General features: G+C 64.6%; 16 protein-coding genes. 8 read left to right on the forward strand and 8 right to left on the reverse strand.

Going from position 1 to position 14,703, the window contains the following annotated elements:
- A partial coding sequence (locus tag C1D09_RS16575; RefSeq protein WP_143975324.1) for a DUF2867 domain-containing protein occupies positions 1–425 on the reverse strand: 425 nt, incomplete at its 3' end.
- A 78-nt stretch (positions 426–503) separates the two neighbouring features.
- Complete coding sequence (locus tag C1D09_RS16580; RefSeq protein ID WP_143975325.1) at positions 504–1,430, reverse strand: LysR substrate-binding domain-containing protein; 927 nt, start codon at positions 1,428–1,430, stop codon at positions 504–506.
- 127 nt (positions 1,431–1,557) lie between these two features.
- Here C1D09_RS16580 and C1D09_RS16585 point away from each other — a divergent pair, with 127 nt between their 5' ends.
- Positions 1,558–2,262 (forward strand): SDR family oxidoreductase, encoded by a 705-nt coding sequence (locus C1D09_RS16585; protein ID WP_143975326.1) that lies wholly within the window; start codon positions 1,558–1,560, stop codon positions 2,260–2,262.
- Between the two features lie 252 nt (positions 2,263–2,514).
- Here the strand turns inward: C1D09_RS16585 and C1D09_RS16595 are convergent, their stop codons facing one another.
- The 3 genes from C1D09_RS16595 to C1D09_RS16605 all read right to left on the reverse strand — a co-directional run bounded on the left by C1D09_RS16595 (position 2,515) and on the right by C1D09_RS16605 (position 6,943).
- Complete coding sequence (locus tag C1D09_RS16595; protein WP_246135772.1) at positions 2,515–4,917, reverse strand: putative bifunctional diguanylate cyclase/phosphodiesterase; 2,403 nt, start codon at positions 4,915–4,917, stop codon at positions 2,515–2,517.
- A gap of 195 nt (positions 4,918–5,112) precedes the next feature.
- Entirely contained in the window at positions 5,113–6,393 is a 1,281-nt protein-coding gene (locus tag C1D09_RS16600) for a cytochrome-c peroxidase (protein WP_143975327.1), read from the reverse strand.
- Between the two features lie 67 nt (positions 6,394–6,460).
- Positions 6,461–6,943 (reverse strand): Lrp/AsnC family transcriptional regulator, encoded by a 483-nt coding sequence (locus C1D09_RS16605; RefSeq protein ID WP_143975362.1) that lies wholly within the window; start codon positions 6,941–6,943, stop codon positions 6,461–6,463.
- A 108-nt stretch (positions 6,944–7,051) separates the two neighbouring features.
- Here C1D09_RS16605 and C1D09_RS16610 point away from each other — a divergent pair, with 108 nt between their 5' ends.
- The gene (locus C1D09_RS16610) at positions 7,052–7,585 is read left to right on the forward strand and encodes an RBBP9/YdeN family alpha/beta hydrolase (RefSeq protein ID WP_143975328.1); all 534 of its coding nucleotides are present in this window, start codon (positions 7,052–7,054) and stop codon (positions 7,583–7,585) included.
- 6 nt (positions 7,586–7,591) lie between these two features.
- Here C1D09_RS16610 and C1D09_RS16615 read toward each other — a convergent pair whose 3' ends face one another.
- Positions 7,592–8,185, reverse strand: coding sequence for a DUF922 domain-containing Zn-dependent protease (locus C1D09_RS16615; protein WP_246135773.1), 594 nt, complete (start codon positions 8,183–8,185; stop codon positions 7,592–7,594).
- Positions 8,186–8,319: 134 nt separating this feature from the next.
- Here C1D09_RS16615 and C1D09_RS16620 point away from each other — a divergent pair, with 134 nt between their 5' ends.
- Positions 8,320–8,784: a hypothetical protein gene (locus tag C1D09_RS16620; protein WP_246135774.1), complete on the forward strand. Its 465-nt coding sequence runs from the start codon at positions 8,320–8,322 to the stop codon at positions 8,782–8,784.
- A gap of 4 nt (positions 8,785–8,788) precedes the next feature.
- On the opposite strand, the gene pdxR is transcribed toward C1D09_RS16620, so the two are convergent.
- A complete protein-coding gene (pdxR, locus tag C1D09_RS16625) occupies positions 8,789–10,231 on the reverse strand; it encodes a MocR-like pyridoxine biosynthesis transcription factor PdxR (RefSeq protein WP_143975330.1) in 1,443 nt (480 codons plus the stop codon).
- A gap of 5 nt (positions 10,232–10,236) precedes the next feature.
- Between pdxR and C1D09_RS16630 the strand changes: the two genes are divergently transcribed.
- The 3 genes from C1D09_RS16630 (at position 10,237) to C1D09_RS16640 (ending at position 12,865) form a co-directional block, all read left to right on the forward strand.
- Positions 10,237–10,989 carry a pyridoxamine 5'-phosphate oxidase family protein gene (locus C1D09_RS16630; RefSeq protein ID WP_167514645.1) on the forward strand — a complete coding sequence of 251 codons (753 nt, stop codon included), beginning with the start codon at positions 10,237–10,239 and terminating at the stop codon, positions 10,987–10,989.
- Between the two features lie 82 nt (positions 10,990–11,071).
- Positions 11,072–11,524 (forward strand): GNAT family N-acetyltransferase, encoded by a 453-nt coding sequence (locus C1D09_RS16635; RefSeq protein ID WP_143975332.1) that lies wholly within the window; start codon positions 11,072–11,074, stop codon positions 11,522–11,524.
- Between the two features lie 171 nt (positions 11,525–11,695).
- Positions 11,696–12,865: an aminotransferase-like domain-containing protein gene (locus C1D09_RS16640; protein ID WP_208760396.1), complete on the forward strand. Its 1,170-nt coding sequence runs from the start codon at positions 11,696–11,698 to the stop codon at positions 12,863–12,865.
- Positions 12,866–12,886: 21 nt separating this feature from the next.
- On the opposite strand, the gene C1D09_RS16645 is transcribed toward C1D09_RS16640, so the two are convergent.
- On the reverse strand, positions 12,887–13,141 hold the full coding sequence (locus tag C1D09_RS16645) for a hypothetical protein (RefSeq protein ID WP_246135775.1): 255 nt from the start codon (positions 13,139–13,141) through the stop codon (positions 12,887–12,889).
- 335 nt (positions 13,142–13,476) lie between these two features.
- Here C1D09_RS16645 and C1D09_RS16650 point away from each other — a divergent pair, with 335 nt between their 5' ends.
- On the forward strand, positions 13,477–13,905 hold the full coding sequence (locus C1D09_RS16650; RefSeq protein ID WP_143975334.1) for a VOC family protein: 429 nt from the start codon (positions 13,477–13,479) through the stop codon (positions 13,903–13,905).
- 208 nt (positions 13,906–14,113) lie between these two features.
- Positions 14,114–14,629, forward strand: coding sequence for a hypothetical protein (locus C1D09_RS16655; RefSeq protein ID WP_143975335.1), 516 nt, complete (start codon positions 14,114–14,116; stop codon positions 14,627–14,629).
- Positions 14,630–14,703 lie beyond the last annotated feature (74 nt).

Below are 14,703 nucleotides of genomic sequence, written 5' to 3' on the forward strand. Positions count from 1 at the left end.
ATATAGGCCCGCCCTCCCAAATGATTGAAGGTCACGACCGTCGTGGCGACAAGCCGGCGGCACAAAGCGGACTCTTCAACCAAAACGGACAAACGGAAGTCGAGATGGCGATCGTCCTCGCCAAGAATAATCTCATGACGCCGCCGATCGTAGACGCGAAAGAAATCGATCCTGTCGGTCGCAACGTCATCGCGCAACTCAGACGATGTCTTAAGACCAAACCCCGCAACCAAAGTGTCCCTGAGAGCTATCAGCCAGCCGACCCACCGCGCCTGACCCATAAGCACATGGGCGGCGAGACGTTCGGCGTCGCCCGTCGCATGGCTCGGCAGATCGATCGCGAATGCGTCAGCGAAACCTGCCTCGGCGTAGAGCGGCCGAAGTGCGGAATGTTGCGGCAGATCGACTCGAGCAACGCGCGCCATGGATGTTCCGCCCCGGACTGAATGGAAGCGAAGAGTTGGAGCATTCCACTAGCACGAACGGGCTCTCCATCAAACGTATCAAGCAACTTCTGCTGTTGACCCCTCCCAGGCCGGCGGCCTTTCCCCGGCATCCAATAGCCATTGCCGCACGGCCTGTGTCGGCTCGGGGTGGCGCTGCTTTCTCGGCATCACGACATGAAAATCCTGCGTGCCGCGCATTTCGCCGCTGACCGGCTGGACCAGGCGGCCAGCGGCGAGGTCGGCGGCGACGAGGAAGCGGCTGGCCAGCGCTATGCCCTGGCCGGCGATGGCCGCGTCGATGGCGAGGCTGGTCTGATTGAAGCGCATGCGCTTGAGTTCGGCCGTCATCTTCAGGCCGACTGCCTTTTCCATGAATTCCGGCCACAGATTGTGCGCGTCGTGCAGCAGGACGTGATGCTGGATTTCGGCCGCCGGGATTTCGGTTGCGCCGGCCGGCAGCAGGGCCGGACTGCAGATTGCGACGATCTGCTGGGGAAACAACAGGTCGACGATCAGGCCCGCGCCGAAGGGCGGGCGGCCTTGCCGCACCGCGATGTCGACGCCGTCGGCCTGGAAGCTCGACAGGCTCTCGCTGGCCAGCACGCGCAGGTCGACCAGCGGATTGTCGGCCATGAAATCCTGCAGCCGGGGGATCAGCCATTTGGTGGCGAAACTCGGCGTCACGCTGATCGTCAGGCGTGCCGGCTCGGGACGCAGCAGCAAGGTCGCCTCCGAGATCAGGTCGAAGGCGCGCCGGATGTTGGGCACATAGGCGCGGCCCTGATCGGTCAGCGCCAGGCCACGCGGCAGCCGCTCGAACAGCTTGGTGCCGAGATGGACTTCCAGGCCGCGAATGTGCTGGGCCACCGCGCCCTGGGTCACGTTCAGTTCCTCGGCGGCGATGCGGAAGTTGAGATGGCGCGCCGAGGCCTCGAAGGCGCGCAGCGCATTCAGCGGCGGCAGGCTGAGGAAGGCTTCGGGCATGCAGGAGTTTTTCTACTGGTTGATTTCAGGCATTCTGGTTCGAACCGGGTAACAAAACCAGCTATATCACCGTTCCAATCCTGAAAACACCGGTTGCGGTGCCCGCCAACCCTGGAAGGAAAATCCGATGAGTGTAGAAAAAGTGGCTGTTGTCGTGGCCGGTGGCAGCGGCATGGGGGCGGCGGCGGCCAAGCGCCTGGCGGCGGATGGGTTCAAGGTCGCCGTCCTGTCCTCCTCGGGCAAGGGCGAGGCGCTGGCCAACGAGTTGGGCGGGCTCGGCGTCACGGGCTCCAACCAGTCGAATGACGATCTGCAGCGCCTCGTTGACCTGACACTGGAGCGCTTTGGCCGCATCGACGTGCTGGTCAACAGCGGCGGCCACGGCCCGCGCGCGCCGATCCTGGAGATCACGGACGAGCAGTGGCGCACCGGCATGGACGTCTATCTGATGAACGTCATCCGACCGGTGCGCATCGTGGCGCCGCAAATGATCAAGCAGAAGGGCGGCGCCATCATCAACATCTCGACGGCCTGGGTCGCCGAGCCGAACGCAATGTTCCCGACCTCGGCGGTGTTCCGCGCCGGAGTGACCGCCTACACCAAGATCTTCGCCAACACTTATGCATCGGACAATGTGCGCATGAACAATGTGCTGCCGGGCTGGATCGACAGCCTGCCGACCGTCGAAGAGCGCCGCGACAACGTGCCGATGCAGCGCTACGGCACAATGGAGGAGGTCGCCGCGACGATCGCGTTCCTGGCATCGGAGGGGGCGGGCTATATCACCGGCCAGAACATTCGCGTCGATGGCGGTGTTATCCGGGCACTGTGAGGCGTCGACCAGGCTTGGGCTCCTCGCTCCCGCGGAAGTGGGGGGAGGTGGCCGCGAAGCGGCCGGAGAGGGGCCCTCGTACGCCAACGCGGCCTGCGCAGGGGCATTCGCCTGGGACGACGAAACCATCCGCCAGCTCGCCGCGACGCTGGTGCGGGCCAGCCATGCCCACCCGGCGCTCAAGGCACGGATCCTGGCGGCCTGGCGGGGCTAGGGGCCGCTGCCGATTTCGCAATCGTGCCGGCTGGCGGATTACGCGGTCAGGGCTTCATGCTGGTCGAAAAGCGTGGGAAGCTCGGAGGCCGGCATCGGGCGGCCAAAATACCAGCCCTGGACGTCCGTGCAGCCATTCTCCCTGACCAGCCTGTACTGATCCTCGTTCTCGACGCCTTCGGCGGTCGTCGTCATGCCGAGCGTGGTGCCGAGTTCGGCGACGGCCTTGACGATCGCCCGGCTTTCGCTGCTCTCGCACATCAGGCTGACGAAGCTGCGGTCGATCTTGATGCGGTTGAACGGGAACGACCTGAGATAGCTCAGCGAGGAATAGCCGGTACCGAAGTCATCCATGGCGATGGAGATACCGAGGGCGCGCAGACTGTACAGCGTGTTCAGCGTGTTTTCGTTGTTCGCCAGCAGCACTGACTCGGTGATCTCCAGTTCGAGCCGTGACGGCAGCAGGCCCGAAGCCGCGAGCGCCGCGGCAACCTGAAGCGACAGCCCTTCCTGTTTGAACTGGGCCGGCGAAAGATTGACCGCGACCTTGACGGGTTGGGGCCATTTCGCCGCGTCGGCGCAGGCACGCCGCATGATCCACTCGCCAAGCGCGTCGATGGCGCCCGTCTCCTCGGCCAACTGGATGAACTCCGACGGCGCCAGCAGGCCGAGGCGCGGATGGTTCCATCGCACCAGCGCTTCGAAGCCGGTCAGCTGCGAGGTCTTTGCGTCGTGCAGCGGTTGATAATGCAGGATGAACTGTTCTTTTTTCACGCCGAGCGCCAGCTCGGATTCGAGTTGGCGCCGCTCCTGCAGTCTTGCGTCCATGCCCGGCTCGAACGACCTGCAGGTGCCGCGGCCTTCCATCTTGGCCTTGTACAAGGCAAGGTCGGCATTGCGGATAAGGGTTTCCGAATTTTGCCCGTCGTCGGGAAAGACGGCGATGCCTATGCTGCCGCCGATGTTGATCTTGTGGCCCTGGATGGAGAATTCGTCGGACAGGGCATGAATGACGCGGCTTGCCAGCACGCCGGCCTCGTCGTTGCCGTCGAGCAGGAGCTGAAGGATGACGAACTCGTCCCCGCCAATTCTGGCGACCATGGCGGTTTCGCCGGCATGGTGTTTCAACCGCGTCGCCACCGCCCCGAGCAGTTCGTCGCCGATCGGATGGCCGAGCGTGTCGTTGACCGGTTTGAAACGGTCGAGATCGACGCAATGGACGGCCAGCTTCTCGTCGTCCCTGAGGCTTCGCAATGCCTCGTCCATGGTTTCGGCCAGGAGGCCCCGGTTGGGCAGGCCGGTGAGAATATCATGCGTGGCGAGGTGCTGAATCTGGGCGGTGCGTTGCTCGACCCGACGCTCAAGGGTCTCGGCGGCCTCGACCTGCATCGTCATCGTGCGCCCGATCGCGTACCAGCAGGCCAGCGCCAGCAGCGTGACCACCGCGACCGCAGCATAGCCGGCCAGTTCGAATTCACGCACGGACTGGACTTCCAGGTTGTTGTCGAACCGGCTGTTGGGGAAACCGGCCCACAGACGCCATGCGCTTCTGGGATCGTTGAGCGAGAGCGGGATGACTTCGGAATAGATCAGATCGGGGTCGGCCGCCGTGAAGGCACGGGAATCCGCCGCCAGGGCCGTCGACATCTTGTGCTGGTCGGATTCAAAGCCGTAGCCTGAATTGACGATGACATAGTCGCTGCTCGGCAACAGTTTCCGCAGCGCCGAGGTGAGCATGATCGCCGAAACCGAGCCGCGCAGGTTGCCATCCTGGCCGAACACCGGGACCGAAAGGATGAAGCCTGAGCGATCGGCATCATTGCCGGTATGGATGAAATCGGTGTTGTCGCAGGTGATGAGCTCCTTCGTGCCGATGATCGGCACGTTGAGCCCGTCGATGGCGCTCGAATTCGGATAGTTCGTCTTCAGCCAGGCGAGCTGTTTGGCCAGCTCGTGGTATTCATAGGTCTCGACCTCTTCCGGCGGGCGGGTCAGTGCGTTCTCGTTCAGCTTCGCGTGTTTGGCATCGGCAGCGGCATCAGATCTCGCCTTGGCATTCACGATCAGCTGGTCGAATTGGAGGATCGGCTCCTCGAGCTTGCCGGTCACCGCATCGAAACGGTCCGGATTGAAATCCAGCGGCAGGAAATAGACCTCGGAAATCGAGACATTGTTGGCGAGGTTGTTGTAAATCTGCTGGATCGTCGCGCGGCCCTCATCGCCAAGGTTCGTGCCGTGCCGGTCGAGGTTCCGCACGCTCGGCAGATAGCTCAGGGTGCGCACATTCTCGTAGACGGCCCGCAAGGCGTCCTCGACGGTCTTGGCCGTCGCCCTGGAGGCTGCCTGGGAGTTCTCGACATAGCGCTCCCTGGCCAGCGCGAAGTTTCGCTGGGCATCGATATGCAGCGCCGCCAGCGTCGCCGCCCCGGTTAACAGGATCACAACAAATCCGGCCGCTCGCCTGAATGCGTTCATCTGCGCCCCACTATCGATCAACGAGGATTACCGCAGGGCGGTTTAGGAAGCGCTAATGGAGAAGGTCTTTCTTTACTTGTCCCAAGCGTGCGGCGCATCCAATCCGGCAAGATCGAGGCACCTTCTTTTGACCGGCGGACAGGCCAAACCGGCCAAGGCGGTTCAGTTCGCCGGCGCCGCCCGCTGGTCGGCGTCGGTAAGCGTTTGCAGGAAGGCCACGATGTCGTCGATCTCGACGTCGTCGAGTGCCGGCCTGTCGCCGGGCTTTCTGCCGTCGAAGGGCGGATCCTGATTCAAGTTTCCCCAGTAAGCCTTTGGCAGATCGTCGTATTTCCTGACCGTGCCATCGGCATTCCTGGGGTACCAATGGCCTGGATCGGTGTCGCGGCTGGCGTAGAAGGCGACCACCTCGCGCAGCGTGTGGAAGGCGCCATTGTGGAAGAAGCTCTTGCGCAGTGCGACGTTGCGCAGGGTCGGCGTCTTGAACAGGCCGCAATATTCGGTCCGGCCCTTGAAATCGGTGCGCAGCGGGCCGCACAGGCCAAGATCGACATAGGCGGGGTCGGCATTGGCCGGAATGGCGGCATTGCGCGGCACGGCGATGGCGATCAGGCCGAAATCGGTGAATTGCGGCGGCTCGCCGTCATTGGCCGGTTCGCTCAAGTGGCAGCTGGCGCAATTGCCCTTGGTCTCGTCCTCGAACAGCGCTCGGCCACGCAATTCCTGCGCCGTCAGTTGCGCCTTGCCGGCCAGGAAGGCGTCGTAGCGGCTGGAATAGGGATAGAAGTCGGCAGCGCTCTGCTCGAACGTGCCGAGCGCCTCGGCGGCGGCGGCGAAGGCATCGCCCGCGTGGTCGAACACGTCGTCGCCGAAGGCCGCCTTGAACTCCGCGGCATAGGCGGCCTTGCGCAAGGCGGCGGCGACGGCGGCCTCGTCCTTGTTGGCCATCTCGAAGGGCGAGAGCAGGGGGATCCTTGCCTGGTCCTTGCCATGGTCGGCGCGGCCGTCCCAGGTCAGCCCGCCGGTCGGGCCATTGTCGACGCTTTCGTCGCCCTCATCCTCGGAATCGTAGAAATGCTCGGTGAAGGCAGGCGCCGCCTGCAGGTAGCGCAGCGACGGCACGGCGCGCAAGCCCGGCCGGCCGAGGTTTGGACCGCCCATCTCGACCGGTGCTGCCGACGCCGGACCGAAGGCGTGGTGCGGGTCATGACAGGACGAGCAGGCCTGCCTGCCGGAAGCCGAGAGAGCCGGATCGAAGAACATCTTCCGGCCAAGGGCGGTCAGCGCCTCGGCTCGGGCGAAGGCGTCGGCGCGTAATAGCGGGCCAGGGTGGACGCTGCCTGTTCCGGCATGGACAAGGGCCACCGGCAAGGTGATGGAAAAGCCGAACAACGATGCGGCGGCGGCCGCGATCATCAGGCGTTTGCCTCGTCCTGCCGTCATGAATTCCACGTCCATTTCGCTCAGCGGTTAGGGTCGCACTGCAACCGATTGATGACTGGTCCGGCCCTCACGAAACCGAATTCGCGCGGATCAGCGCGCGGCCGATCGGCTTCGGCGTCTCGCTGCGCAGCACCAGTGCCGTGGTCACCGCGCCATGGCGCGCCACGGCGTCGACGATGGTTTCAAGGTGGGCGGGCGAGGGCACGACCACTTTCAGGATGAAGCAGTCCTCGCCGGTCAGCCGGTGCACCTCGGTAATCTCGGGCATTTCGGCGAACTGCTTCAGGCAGGGGCGGATGTGCTCATGCGTGGTGCGCACGCGGATGATGGCCATCATGCCCAGGCCGAGGGCGGCGGGATCGATCAGCGCGGTGTAACCGGCAATGACGCCGCGCTCCTCCAGCCGCTTGACCCGCTCGGAGGTGGCCGGCTGAGACAGGCCGACCCGCCGGCCAAGCTCCGATATGCCGATGCGGCCGTTCTCCTGCATGGCCTCGATGATGGCGATGTCGGTCGGGTCGAGCGGCGCGCGCTCATCGCTGATCTTCACGGTCACATTGAATCCATCGGCGAGGGAATGATTTTTCCGATGGTTTCCCATTCTCGATGCCAGCGCAAGACGCCACCATGCGTCTGTGATCGATAGGAGCAAGGCGACATGACGCATTTCATCATCCTGCCGGGCAGCGGCGGTTCCGGCCCGGCGCATTGGCAATCGCGCTGGGAAGACGCCAATCCGGCGATGCGGCGCTTCCGGCCCTCAAGCTGGGACCTGCCCGATTTCACCGACTGGCTGGCGGCGCTGGAGGCCGCCGTGGTCGCGGCGCCCGAGCCGCCTGTATTGGTCGCGCACAGCCTTTCTTGCCTGCTGATCGCGCATTGGCAGACAGTTTCGCAAAGGCCCGTGACGGCGGCCTTGCTGGTCGGCGTTCCCGATCCGGCGTCGGCGGTCTTTCCCCGATATGGCATGGCCTTCGCCGGGATTCCGCAGGGCAAGCTGCGCTTTGCCTCGCTGGTGGTGACCAGCACGGACGATCCCTATGGCTCACAGCAGTATGCCGAGGCGCGGGCGAAGCAATGGGGCAGCCGCTTCGCCGTGATAGGGCCGTTCGGCCACATCAATGCCGAAAGCGGCCTGGGCGATTGGCCGGAAGGTCTCGAACTTCTTGACGCTCTGGTTTGCGAGGCCTGAAGGCGCTCAGCCGCCATTCACCAAAGCAAGGATGAGCTTCTGCAGATTGCCGCCCTGGCCGAGTTCGACGCGGTCGAAATCGCGGCTTGCCTGACGCTGCGCCTGCGAGAGAGCGGACAGGCGCGTGGTCATCTCGGCGCGGATCTTGCTGCACTTCGGATCGTCGGCAACCGTCAGGCCGACCGTCGCCGCCTCGATCTTGCGCACCATGTCGACAATGGTGGCGCCATGCACTTTTTCATGGGCGCTGACGCCGGCGAGGAACACCTCCCAGTTCTTCTGGACAGCGGATGGCAGCGGCGAAGTGGGGCTGGGCAAGGTGTAGGTGATGATCAGCTTCGGTTTCGCCGACACCAGCACGCAGGCTCCGGCCCTTGCCTGATAGTCCCTGGTCCAGGTCAGTTTGAAATTGGTGTGGGCGATGGCGCGGGCAGCGCCGACATTCGGCCCGTTCTCGCCGATCGAGCGATAGAGTTCCGCCCCGGACTGGCCTGAAATGGCATAGGTTTCGACCCTCTCGACCGGCTTCCACTGTGCATGGGCGGTGACAGGCAAGGCCACCAGGACTGCCAGCAGAAGATACAGGCGAACTCTCGACACAACGCTCTCCAAGGCGGGACCGGCCGTGCTGGACTGGCAATGCCACCGGCTCGCTTTTCCTATATGCTGCCGGCGAGTGCTGCAATTGTCAGGGGGAAGTCATGAAAGCTGGATATCTCGTCGTCGCTGGTGCCGTGGCCGCATTGCAGGCCGCGCAGCCGGCTCTTGCCGCGTCGTGCGGCGGCTGGAGCGCCAAGATGGAGGAAGACGAGGGCGGCAGCGTGCTGACCGCCTCGGTCTGCGGCGGACAAAAAGGCGACGCGCATCTGATGCTGGCCTGTTTCGACAAACCGGTGCTGAGCTACGATCTCGGTGCAAGCGGCCAGCAGTTGGAGCCCGGCCTCAGCGGCGTGTTCGACTTCAAGGCCGAGGGCAAGACGGTGACGAAGACGCTGCAGCTGGAGGCCATGTACAATTACTTCGTGGTGGACCTGGAGAAAGCCGATCCGCTGCTCGATCTGTTGCGTTCGAAGGGCGATGTGTCTGTCAGTTCGGCCAAGTATGGTTCGAACAGTTTTCCGCTGAAGGGTTCGAAGGGGGCCCTGGGCAAAGTGCTGGCGCAGTGTGGGAAGGCCAAGCCTGCCGATGATGCGGATTGAGCGGTTACCGCATCACCTCGCCCAATTGCATCGTCGCCCCCATCAACTCCTCATCCGAAAACCCGGAAAAGCCCAGCACCAGCCCTTGCTTGGGCGCGCCGTCGACGAACATCGCGGAGAGCGCCCGCGCGCCGACGCCCGCCGCCTTGGCCGCTTCGACAATGGCCACGTCCGGTCCGGCGCCCTTCAGCATCGCCATCAGATGCAGCCCCTGTTCGGGAACCGTCACCTCGAGCCTGTCGCCGCAATGCGCCTGGAGGCCCGCCACCAGTACGTCGCGCGCGGCTTGCACGCGGCGGCGCACGCGCCGGAGATGCGCGGCGAAGTGGCCTTCGTTCAGCAGGTCGGTCAGCGCGCCCTCGGCCAGCGTCGAAGGGTAGCGGTCCGAGCGCGCCCTGATCGCCATCACCGCATCGAGCAATGGTTCCGGCACCACGACATAGCCGATGCGCAGGCCGGGAAAGAGGACCTTGGAGAAAGTGCCGAGATAGGCGACGCGGCCCGCGCCGTCCATGCCTTGCAGCGAGGTCAGCGGCGGGCCGGCATAGCGGAACTCGCTGTCGTAATCGTCCTCGATGATCCAGGCGTCATTGCGCCGCGCCCAGTCGAGCAGGGCAAGCCGCCGGCGCATCGTCATGGTCACACCGAGCGGATATTGATGCGAGGGCGTGACGTAGGCGGCGCGCGCCCTTGGGCAGAGACGTTCGCCGATCTCGGGATCGAGCCCTTCGGCATCGACCGGCACGGCGACGACGCCGGCGCCGCTGCCGGCGAGCACGGCGTGCGCCATGGGATAGCAGGGATTTTCGATCCACACGGCGTCGCCGGGGCGAAGTGCCGCGCGCGCCAGCAGGTCCAGCCCCTGCTGCGTGCCCGAGGTCAACAGGATCTGGCCGGCGTCGCAGCGCACACCCCGCGCGGTCCTGAGATAAGCGGCAATCGCGGTTCGCAGCGGAAGGCCGCCGCGGGGATCGCCATAGCGGAAATGCTCGGGGCCGGGGCGGGCGAGGTGGCGCGACAGCAAAATGCGGAACACATCAAGCGTGCGCGGGTCGGACACCGCGACGCCAAGGCCGCAAGGCAGCGAGGTGGCGGCATCGATCTCCGGCGGACGCGCCTTGGCCAGCGTCGTCGGCAGATACGGCACGTCGGGCGCGACGAACGTGCCGGCGCCGACCTTGGCCACGGCAAAGCCTTCCGAGATCAGCATTTCGAAACAGGCGACCGCCGCCGACCGCGACAGGCCGAAACGTCGCGCAAGGTCGCGGGTGGTCGGCAGTTTGGCGCCGGCGGCCAGCGCCCCGGTCTCGATCAGCCGCCTGAGTGCCGCGTAGAGCTCGCGGCTGCGCGGGCCGTCGCCCGGCAGAACCGGGATCAGCGCCGACCAATCCGGCAGATTGGTCTGAATCTTGTTTCTGTGATTGGTTCTTTTCTCAACCAATGTCATGGCGCATGGTTGGCAGACAACAGCCGAGGATGCAAGCCGTGAACGACGTCGCCGCCAGCTTTCCGACCACCAGCCGCAACCGGGTCAAGCGCCTGCATGAGCGCGGCAGCTACGACCATGCGGCCGTCTTCGCGGTGCTGGATGCCGGGCTGCTCTGCCATGTCGCCTACACGTTCGACGGCCAGCCCTATTGCACACCGACCATTCACTGGCGCGAAGGCGACATGCTGTACTGGCACGGCTCGTCGGCCAGTCGCATGCTGCGCCAATTGCGCGGCGGCACGCCGGCCTGTCTCACCGTGTCGCATCTCGATGGACTGGTGCTGGCGCGCACCGGCTTCAACCATTCCGCCAATTACCGCTCGGCGATGTGTTTCGGCACCGCGCGGATTGTTGACGAGCCGGACGAAAAGATGAAGGCACTGGCCGGCGTCGTTGACCGCTTCTACCCCGGACGCAGCGGAACCTTGCGGCCGATCTCGACGCAGGAAGCCAAGGCGACGATGGTGATCGGCATGCGCATCGAGGAGGCATCGGCCAAGGTGCGCGCCAAGGGCGTCGGCGACGACGAGGAGGACTACGGCCATCCGGTGTGGGCCGGCGTCATCCCGGTGCGGACGGTGATCGGCGCGGCCGAGCCGTGTCCGAGGCTGCTGCCGGGAATAGAGCGGCCTGGGAACCTGGCCAGATATGCGGAAGGAGAGAGGCTGGACCAGGCGCTGATGCAGGCGCAAATCGCGTATGAGGGCGAGGGTTAGTTTGCGCTTCTTCCTTCTCCCACAGGGGGGGAAGGGAGGGTGCACTTGCCGCCGCCGGCTCCGCGCCGTAAGTCACCCGGCCATGATCACTTTCCGCAAGGCGCAAGCCTCCGACCTGCCGGCAATCGTCGCCATGCTGGCCGACGATCCGCTGGGCGCCGCCCGCGAGGATGCCTCCGTGCCGCTGGCGCAAGGCTATCTCAAGGCTTTTGCCGCCATCGATGCCGATCCCAACCAGTTGCTGGTGGTGGCCGTGCATGGCGCGGAGGTGATCGGCACGTTGCAGATCACCTTTCTTGCCGGGCTATCGCGCAAGGGTGCCTGGCGCGGGCAGATCGAGGCGGTTCGCGTCGCCGGCCATCGGCGCTCGGGCGGCATCGGCCGGCTGATGCTCGAATGGGCGATCGATCAGTGCCGGGCACGCGGCTGCGGTCTTGTGCAACTGACCACCGACAAGGGGCGGGCGGATGCGCACCGCTTCTATGAAAAGCTCGGCTTCACCGCCAGCCATATCGGCTACAAGAAAAGCCTTTGAACGCAACCCCGTTCCGCCCGGGCGGCGACTGGCGTATAGCGGAAGGCTTTCAGGCACTATTCAAATTGCCTGACAAAGCGGATATAGGTCAGCGACGTTGACCTATATGAAAATCGTCCGGGGAGGCCTGACTTGACGCTTTTGAACCTGTTGGCTTCGCGCGCGTCGCGCATGAAGGCCTCCGAAATCCGCGAGCTCCTAAAGCTGCTCGACCAGCCTGATATCATCTCCTTCGCCGGCGGCATTCCCGACCCGGCGCTGTTTCCGGCCGAGGCCATCCGCGATGCCTATGCCGAGGTGTTGGGCGGTGCGGAGGCTGGAGCTGCGCTGCAATACCAGGTGTCGGAAGGTTATCTGCCGTTGCGGCGCTGGATCGCCGGGCAGATGGGCAAGCTCGGCGTCGACTGCGACGAGGCCAACATCTTCATCACCTCCGGCTCGCAGCAGGCGCTGGATTATCTGGGCAAGCTGTTCCTTTCGCCGGGCGACACCGCGCTGGTGACATGGCCGACCTATCTCGGCGCGCTGCAGGCGTTCAACGCCTATGAGCCGCGCTATGACCGGCTGCGACCGGAAGGCGGCAACATGACGCCGGACGCCTATCGCGCCGCGGCCGCCGCCAATGGCGGCAAGGTCAAGTTCGCCTATCTGGTGCCCGACTTCGCCAATCCGACCGGCAACACGCTGGACCGGAAGCAGCGCGAAGCGGTGCTGGATCTTGCCGGCGAACTCGACATCGCAATCATCGAGGACGCCGCCTACCGGGCGCTGCGCTATGACGGCGAGGGCGTGCCGCCGATCCTGGCGCTCGACTGCGCGCGCTGCGGCGGCATCGACAAGGCGCGCACGCTCTATTGCGGCTCGTTCTCGAAAATACTGTCGCCGGGGATGCGCGTCGGCTGGGTGTGCGCCCCGCGTCATGTGGTGGAAAAGCTGGTGCTGATGAAGCAGGCGTCCGACCTGCACAGCCCGTCGATCAACCAGCTGGTCATGCACCGCGTCGCCGAATCCGTGTTCGACGGCCAGGTCGACAAACTGATCGGCGCCTATCGCCAGCGCCGCGACGGCCTGCTCGGCGCGCTCGAAGCCAACATGCCGGAGGGCGTGACCTGGAGCCGCCCGGAAGGCGGCATGTTCGTCTGGGTGACGCTGCCGGAAGGCGCGGACGCCACCGAACTCCTGGCGCGGTCGGTAAAGGAGGCGCGCGTCGCCTTCGTGCCCGGCAATGCTTTTTACGCCGATGGCACCGGACGCAACACGCTGCGGCTGTCCTTCACGCTGGCTGACCGGCGTGCCGTCACCGAAGGCATTCCACGGCTGGCGGCGCTGCTGAAGGGATAGGCCGGTCACGGAAGGGGTATTCTATGCCGCCACGGTGACCAGATGCCTGAGTATCGCAAGCCTGGTGCGCGCCAGTTTTCGGAGCGGTTTTTCATAGGCTTTCTCGCCGGTCTCGACGACGAAGACCAATGTCTTGAAGTCGAGCATGAACTCGTCGATGGCCGCGTCGACCGCCTGCGACCTGCCCTTGAAGCGCCGCAGCAAGGCGGTTGCCTCATCGACGTCGCCGGCCCCGGCGCTGTCGACAAGCGCTTCCAGTCTCTGAAAACAATCCAATCGTTATTCCTCCCGCCGCGCCACGAAACTCCGGTTCGATCGGAAAGTTCCAGTCGGGAGAATTTTCTCCTGGGAAGATGTCGGCGTGGAACTTCCCAGGCCGACAGGTGTTCCAAGGTGTCTGCCCCCCCCCCCGCAGACATCTGAAGGCCTGTTCAATGAGGCTTTCCAAAGCCCGCCGGCTTTCCCCTCTCCGGCGGGCTTTCGCATTTGCAAAGGACCCAAGGACTTCGGCGACGACGCCGGAAGGCAGTGCCTGTCAGTAGCCTGCGCCCGGCTGCATTGACGGCGCCCCGAGCGAATTTAGATTTGCAACATTGCGAGGAGGAATTTTCGTGGAAACCCAGGAACTGCATCGCGGCCGGCTCATCGACCACATCCAGCTGGTGGTAAGGGATCTCGCCGCCAGCCGGCGTTTCTACGAGGCGGTCTTCCGTGTGCTCGGCGTGCCGATCGGCGGGACTGGCAAGGATTACTTCTGGTCCGATGAGCTGTTCATCTCCAGCGCCGATAGCCGGGCTGCACTGGGAAAGCTCACCGGCCGCCACCATCTGGCCTTCCAGGCCAGGGACCGCGCGATGGTCGATGCCTTCTACAAGGCCGGGCTGGCGGCCGGCGGCACGGACAATGGCGCGCCGGGCGAGCGGCCCTATCATCCCGGCTATTACGCCGCCTTCCTGCTCGACCCCGACGGCAACAACATCGAGGCCGTCCATCACGGTGCGCACACGCGCAGCGTCGCTTCGGTGAAGATCACCTTCTAGGGACTTTCAAGGAACTCAGCCGCCGCCGCTGGCCGGTGGCATTTTGCGCGCGTCCTGGCCCAGCGGGGATCGATGGTTCCCGTCGTTGCCAGATCGCCGACGCCAATGCTAACCGTGCAAAGGCGGTGGGAATCGGCGTCCAGGCAAGGTACGTCGTAATTTTCCGCCGGACAAAGGCATCCTTTCCCCTCGTGGAGAAATATATTTCATGCAGAAATCGATCAATGCAATCCGCGCTGCCACGCTTTTACTTGTGAGCGGAGCCATCTTGCCGACTATCATATTATCAGTTTCTTATATTCCATCGGCGCAGGCTCAGGAGGAGTATCTTCCGACCAAGAAGGACTTTGTCGGTAAATGGAAGCTCAGCGGCTCGGCCATCCGGCCGCCGCGCGACATGACGGATACGCCGACGCCGGAACAGGAAGCGGCAGCCGCCGAGTTTCAGCAGACGGTAACCGCCTTCTACGGCGCGTTCGACTATCTGGAGATCACGGCGGACGGCCGCTACAATTTCCATCAGCCCGGCGACCCCGCGTCGGGCGCCTGCGTCTGGTGCGGAACCTGGTCCTTCAGCAAGAGCTCGCTGTGGCTCAAGCTGGACACGGCGCCCAGGCTCGACATCTACGCCAAGGACGGCGACATCCAGATGACCTACACCGCCGAGCCCGACGAAAAATCGAAATACGCCTGGCTGGTCTTCGGCTGGACGAGGGCCGAGTAGGCGGGGCGGCGCACCAGCGGATCTGGCCGTCCGGAGCCCGAAGCGGCTTTCCAACCATCTCGTATCTCGTATAC

The sequence above is a fragment of the Mesorhizobium intechi genome (assembly GCF_002879535.1).
GTDB lineage: Bacteria > Pseudomonadota > Alphaproteobacteria > Rhizobiales > Rhizobiaceae > Mesorhizobium > Mesorhizobium intechi.

Excerpts from the sequence above, each read along its gene's own strand:
- C1D09_RS16655 (WP_143975335.1), top strand. The coding sequence starts at position 14,114 with ATGCAGAAATCGATCAATGCAATCCGCGCTGCCACGCTTTTACTTGTG.
- pdxR (WP_143975330.1), bottom strand. The coding sequence starts at position 10,231 with ATGACATTGGTTGAGAAAAGAACCAATCACAGAAACAAGATTCAGACC.
- C1D09_RS16635 (WP_143975332.1), top strand. The coding sequence starts at position 11,072 with ATGATCACTTTCCGCAAGGCGCAAGCCTCCGACCTGCCGGCAATCGTC.
- C1D09_RS16610 (WP_143975328.1), top strand. The coding sequence starts at position 7,052 with ATGACGCATTTCATCATCCTGCCGGGCAGCGGCGGTTCCGGCCCGGCG.
- C1D09_RS16580 (WP_143975325.1), bottom strand. The coding sequence starts at position 1,430 with ATGCCCGAAGCCTTCCTCAGCCTGCCGCCGCTGAATGCGCTGCGCGCC.
- C1D09_RS16630 (WP_167514645.1), top strand. The coding sequence starts at position 10,237 with ATGGTTGGCAGACAACAGCCGAGGATGCAAGCCGTGAACGACGTCGCC.
- C1D09_RS16640 (WP_208760396.1), top strand. The coding sequence starts at position 11,696 with ATGAAGGCCTCCGAAATCCGCGAGCTCCTAAAGCTGCTCGACCAGCCT.
- C1D09_RS16600 (WP_143975327.1), bottom strand. The coding sequence starts at position 6,393 with ATGACGGCAGGACGAGGCAAACGCCTGATGATCGCGGCCGCCGCCGCA.
- C1D09_RS16585 (WP_143975326.1), top strand. The coding sequence starts at position 1,558 with ATGAGTGTAGAAAAAGTGGCTGTTGTCGTGGCCGGTGGCAGCGGCATG.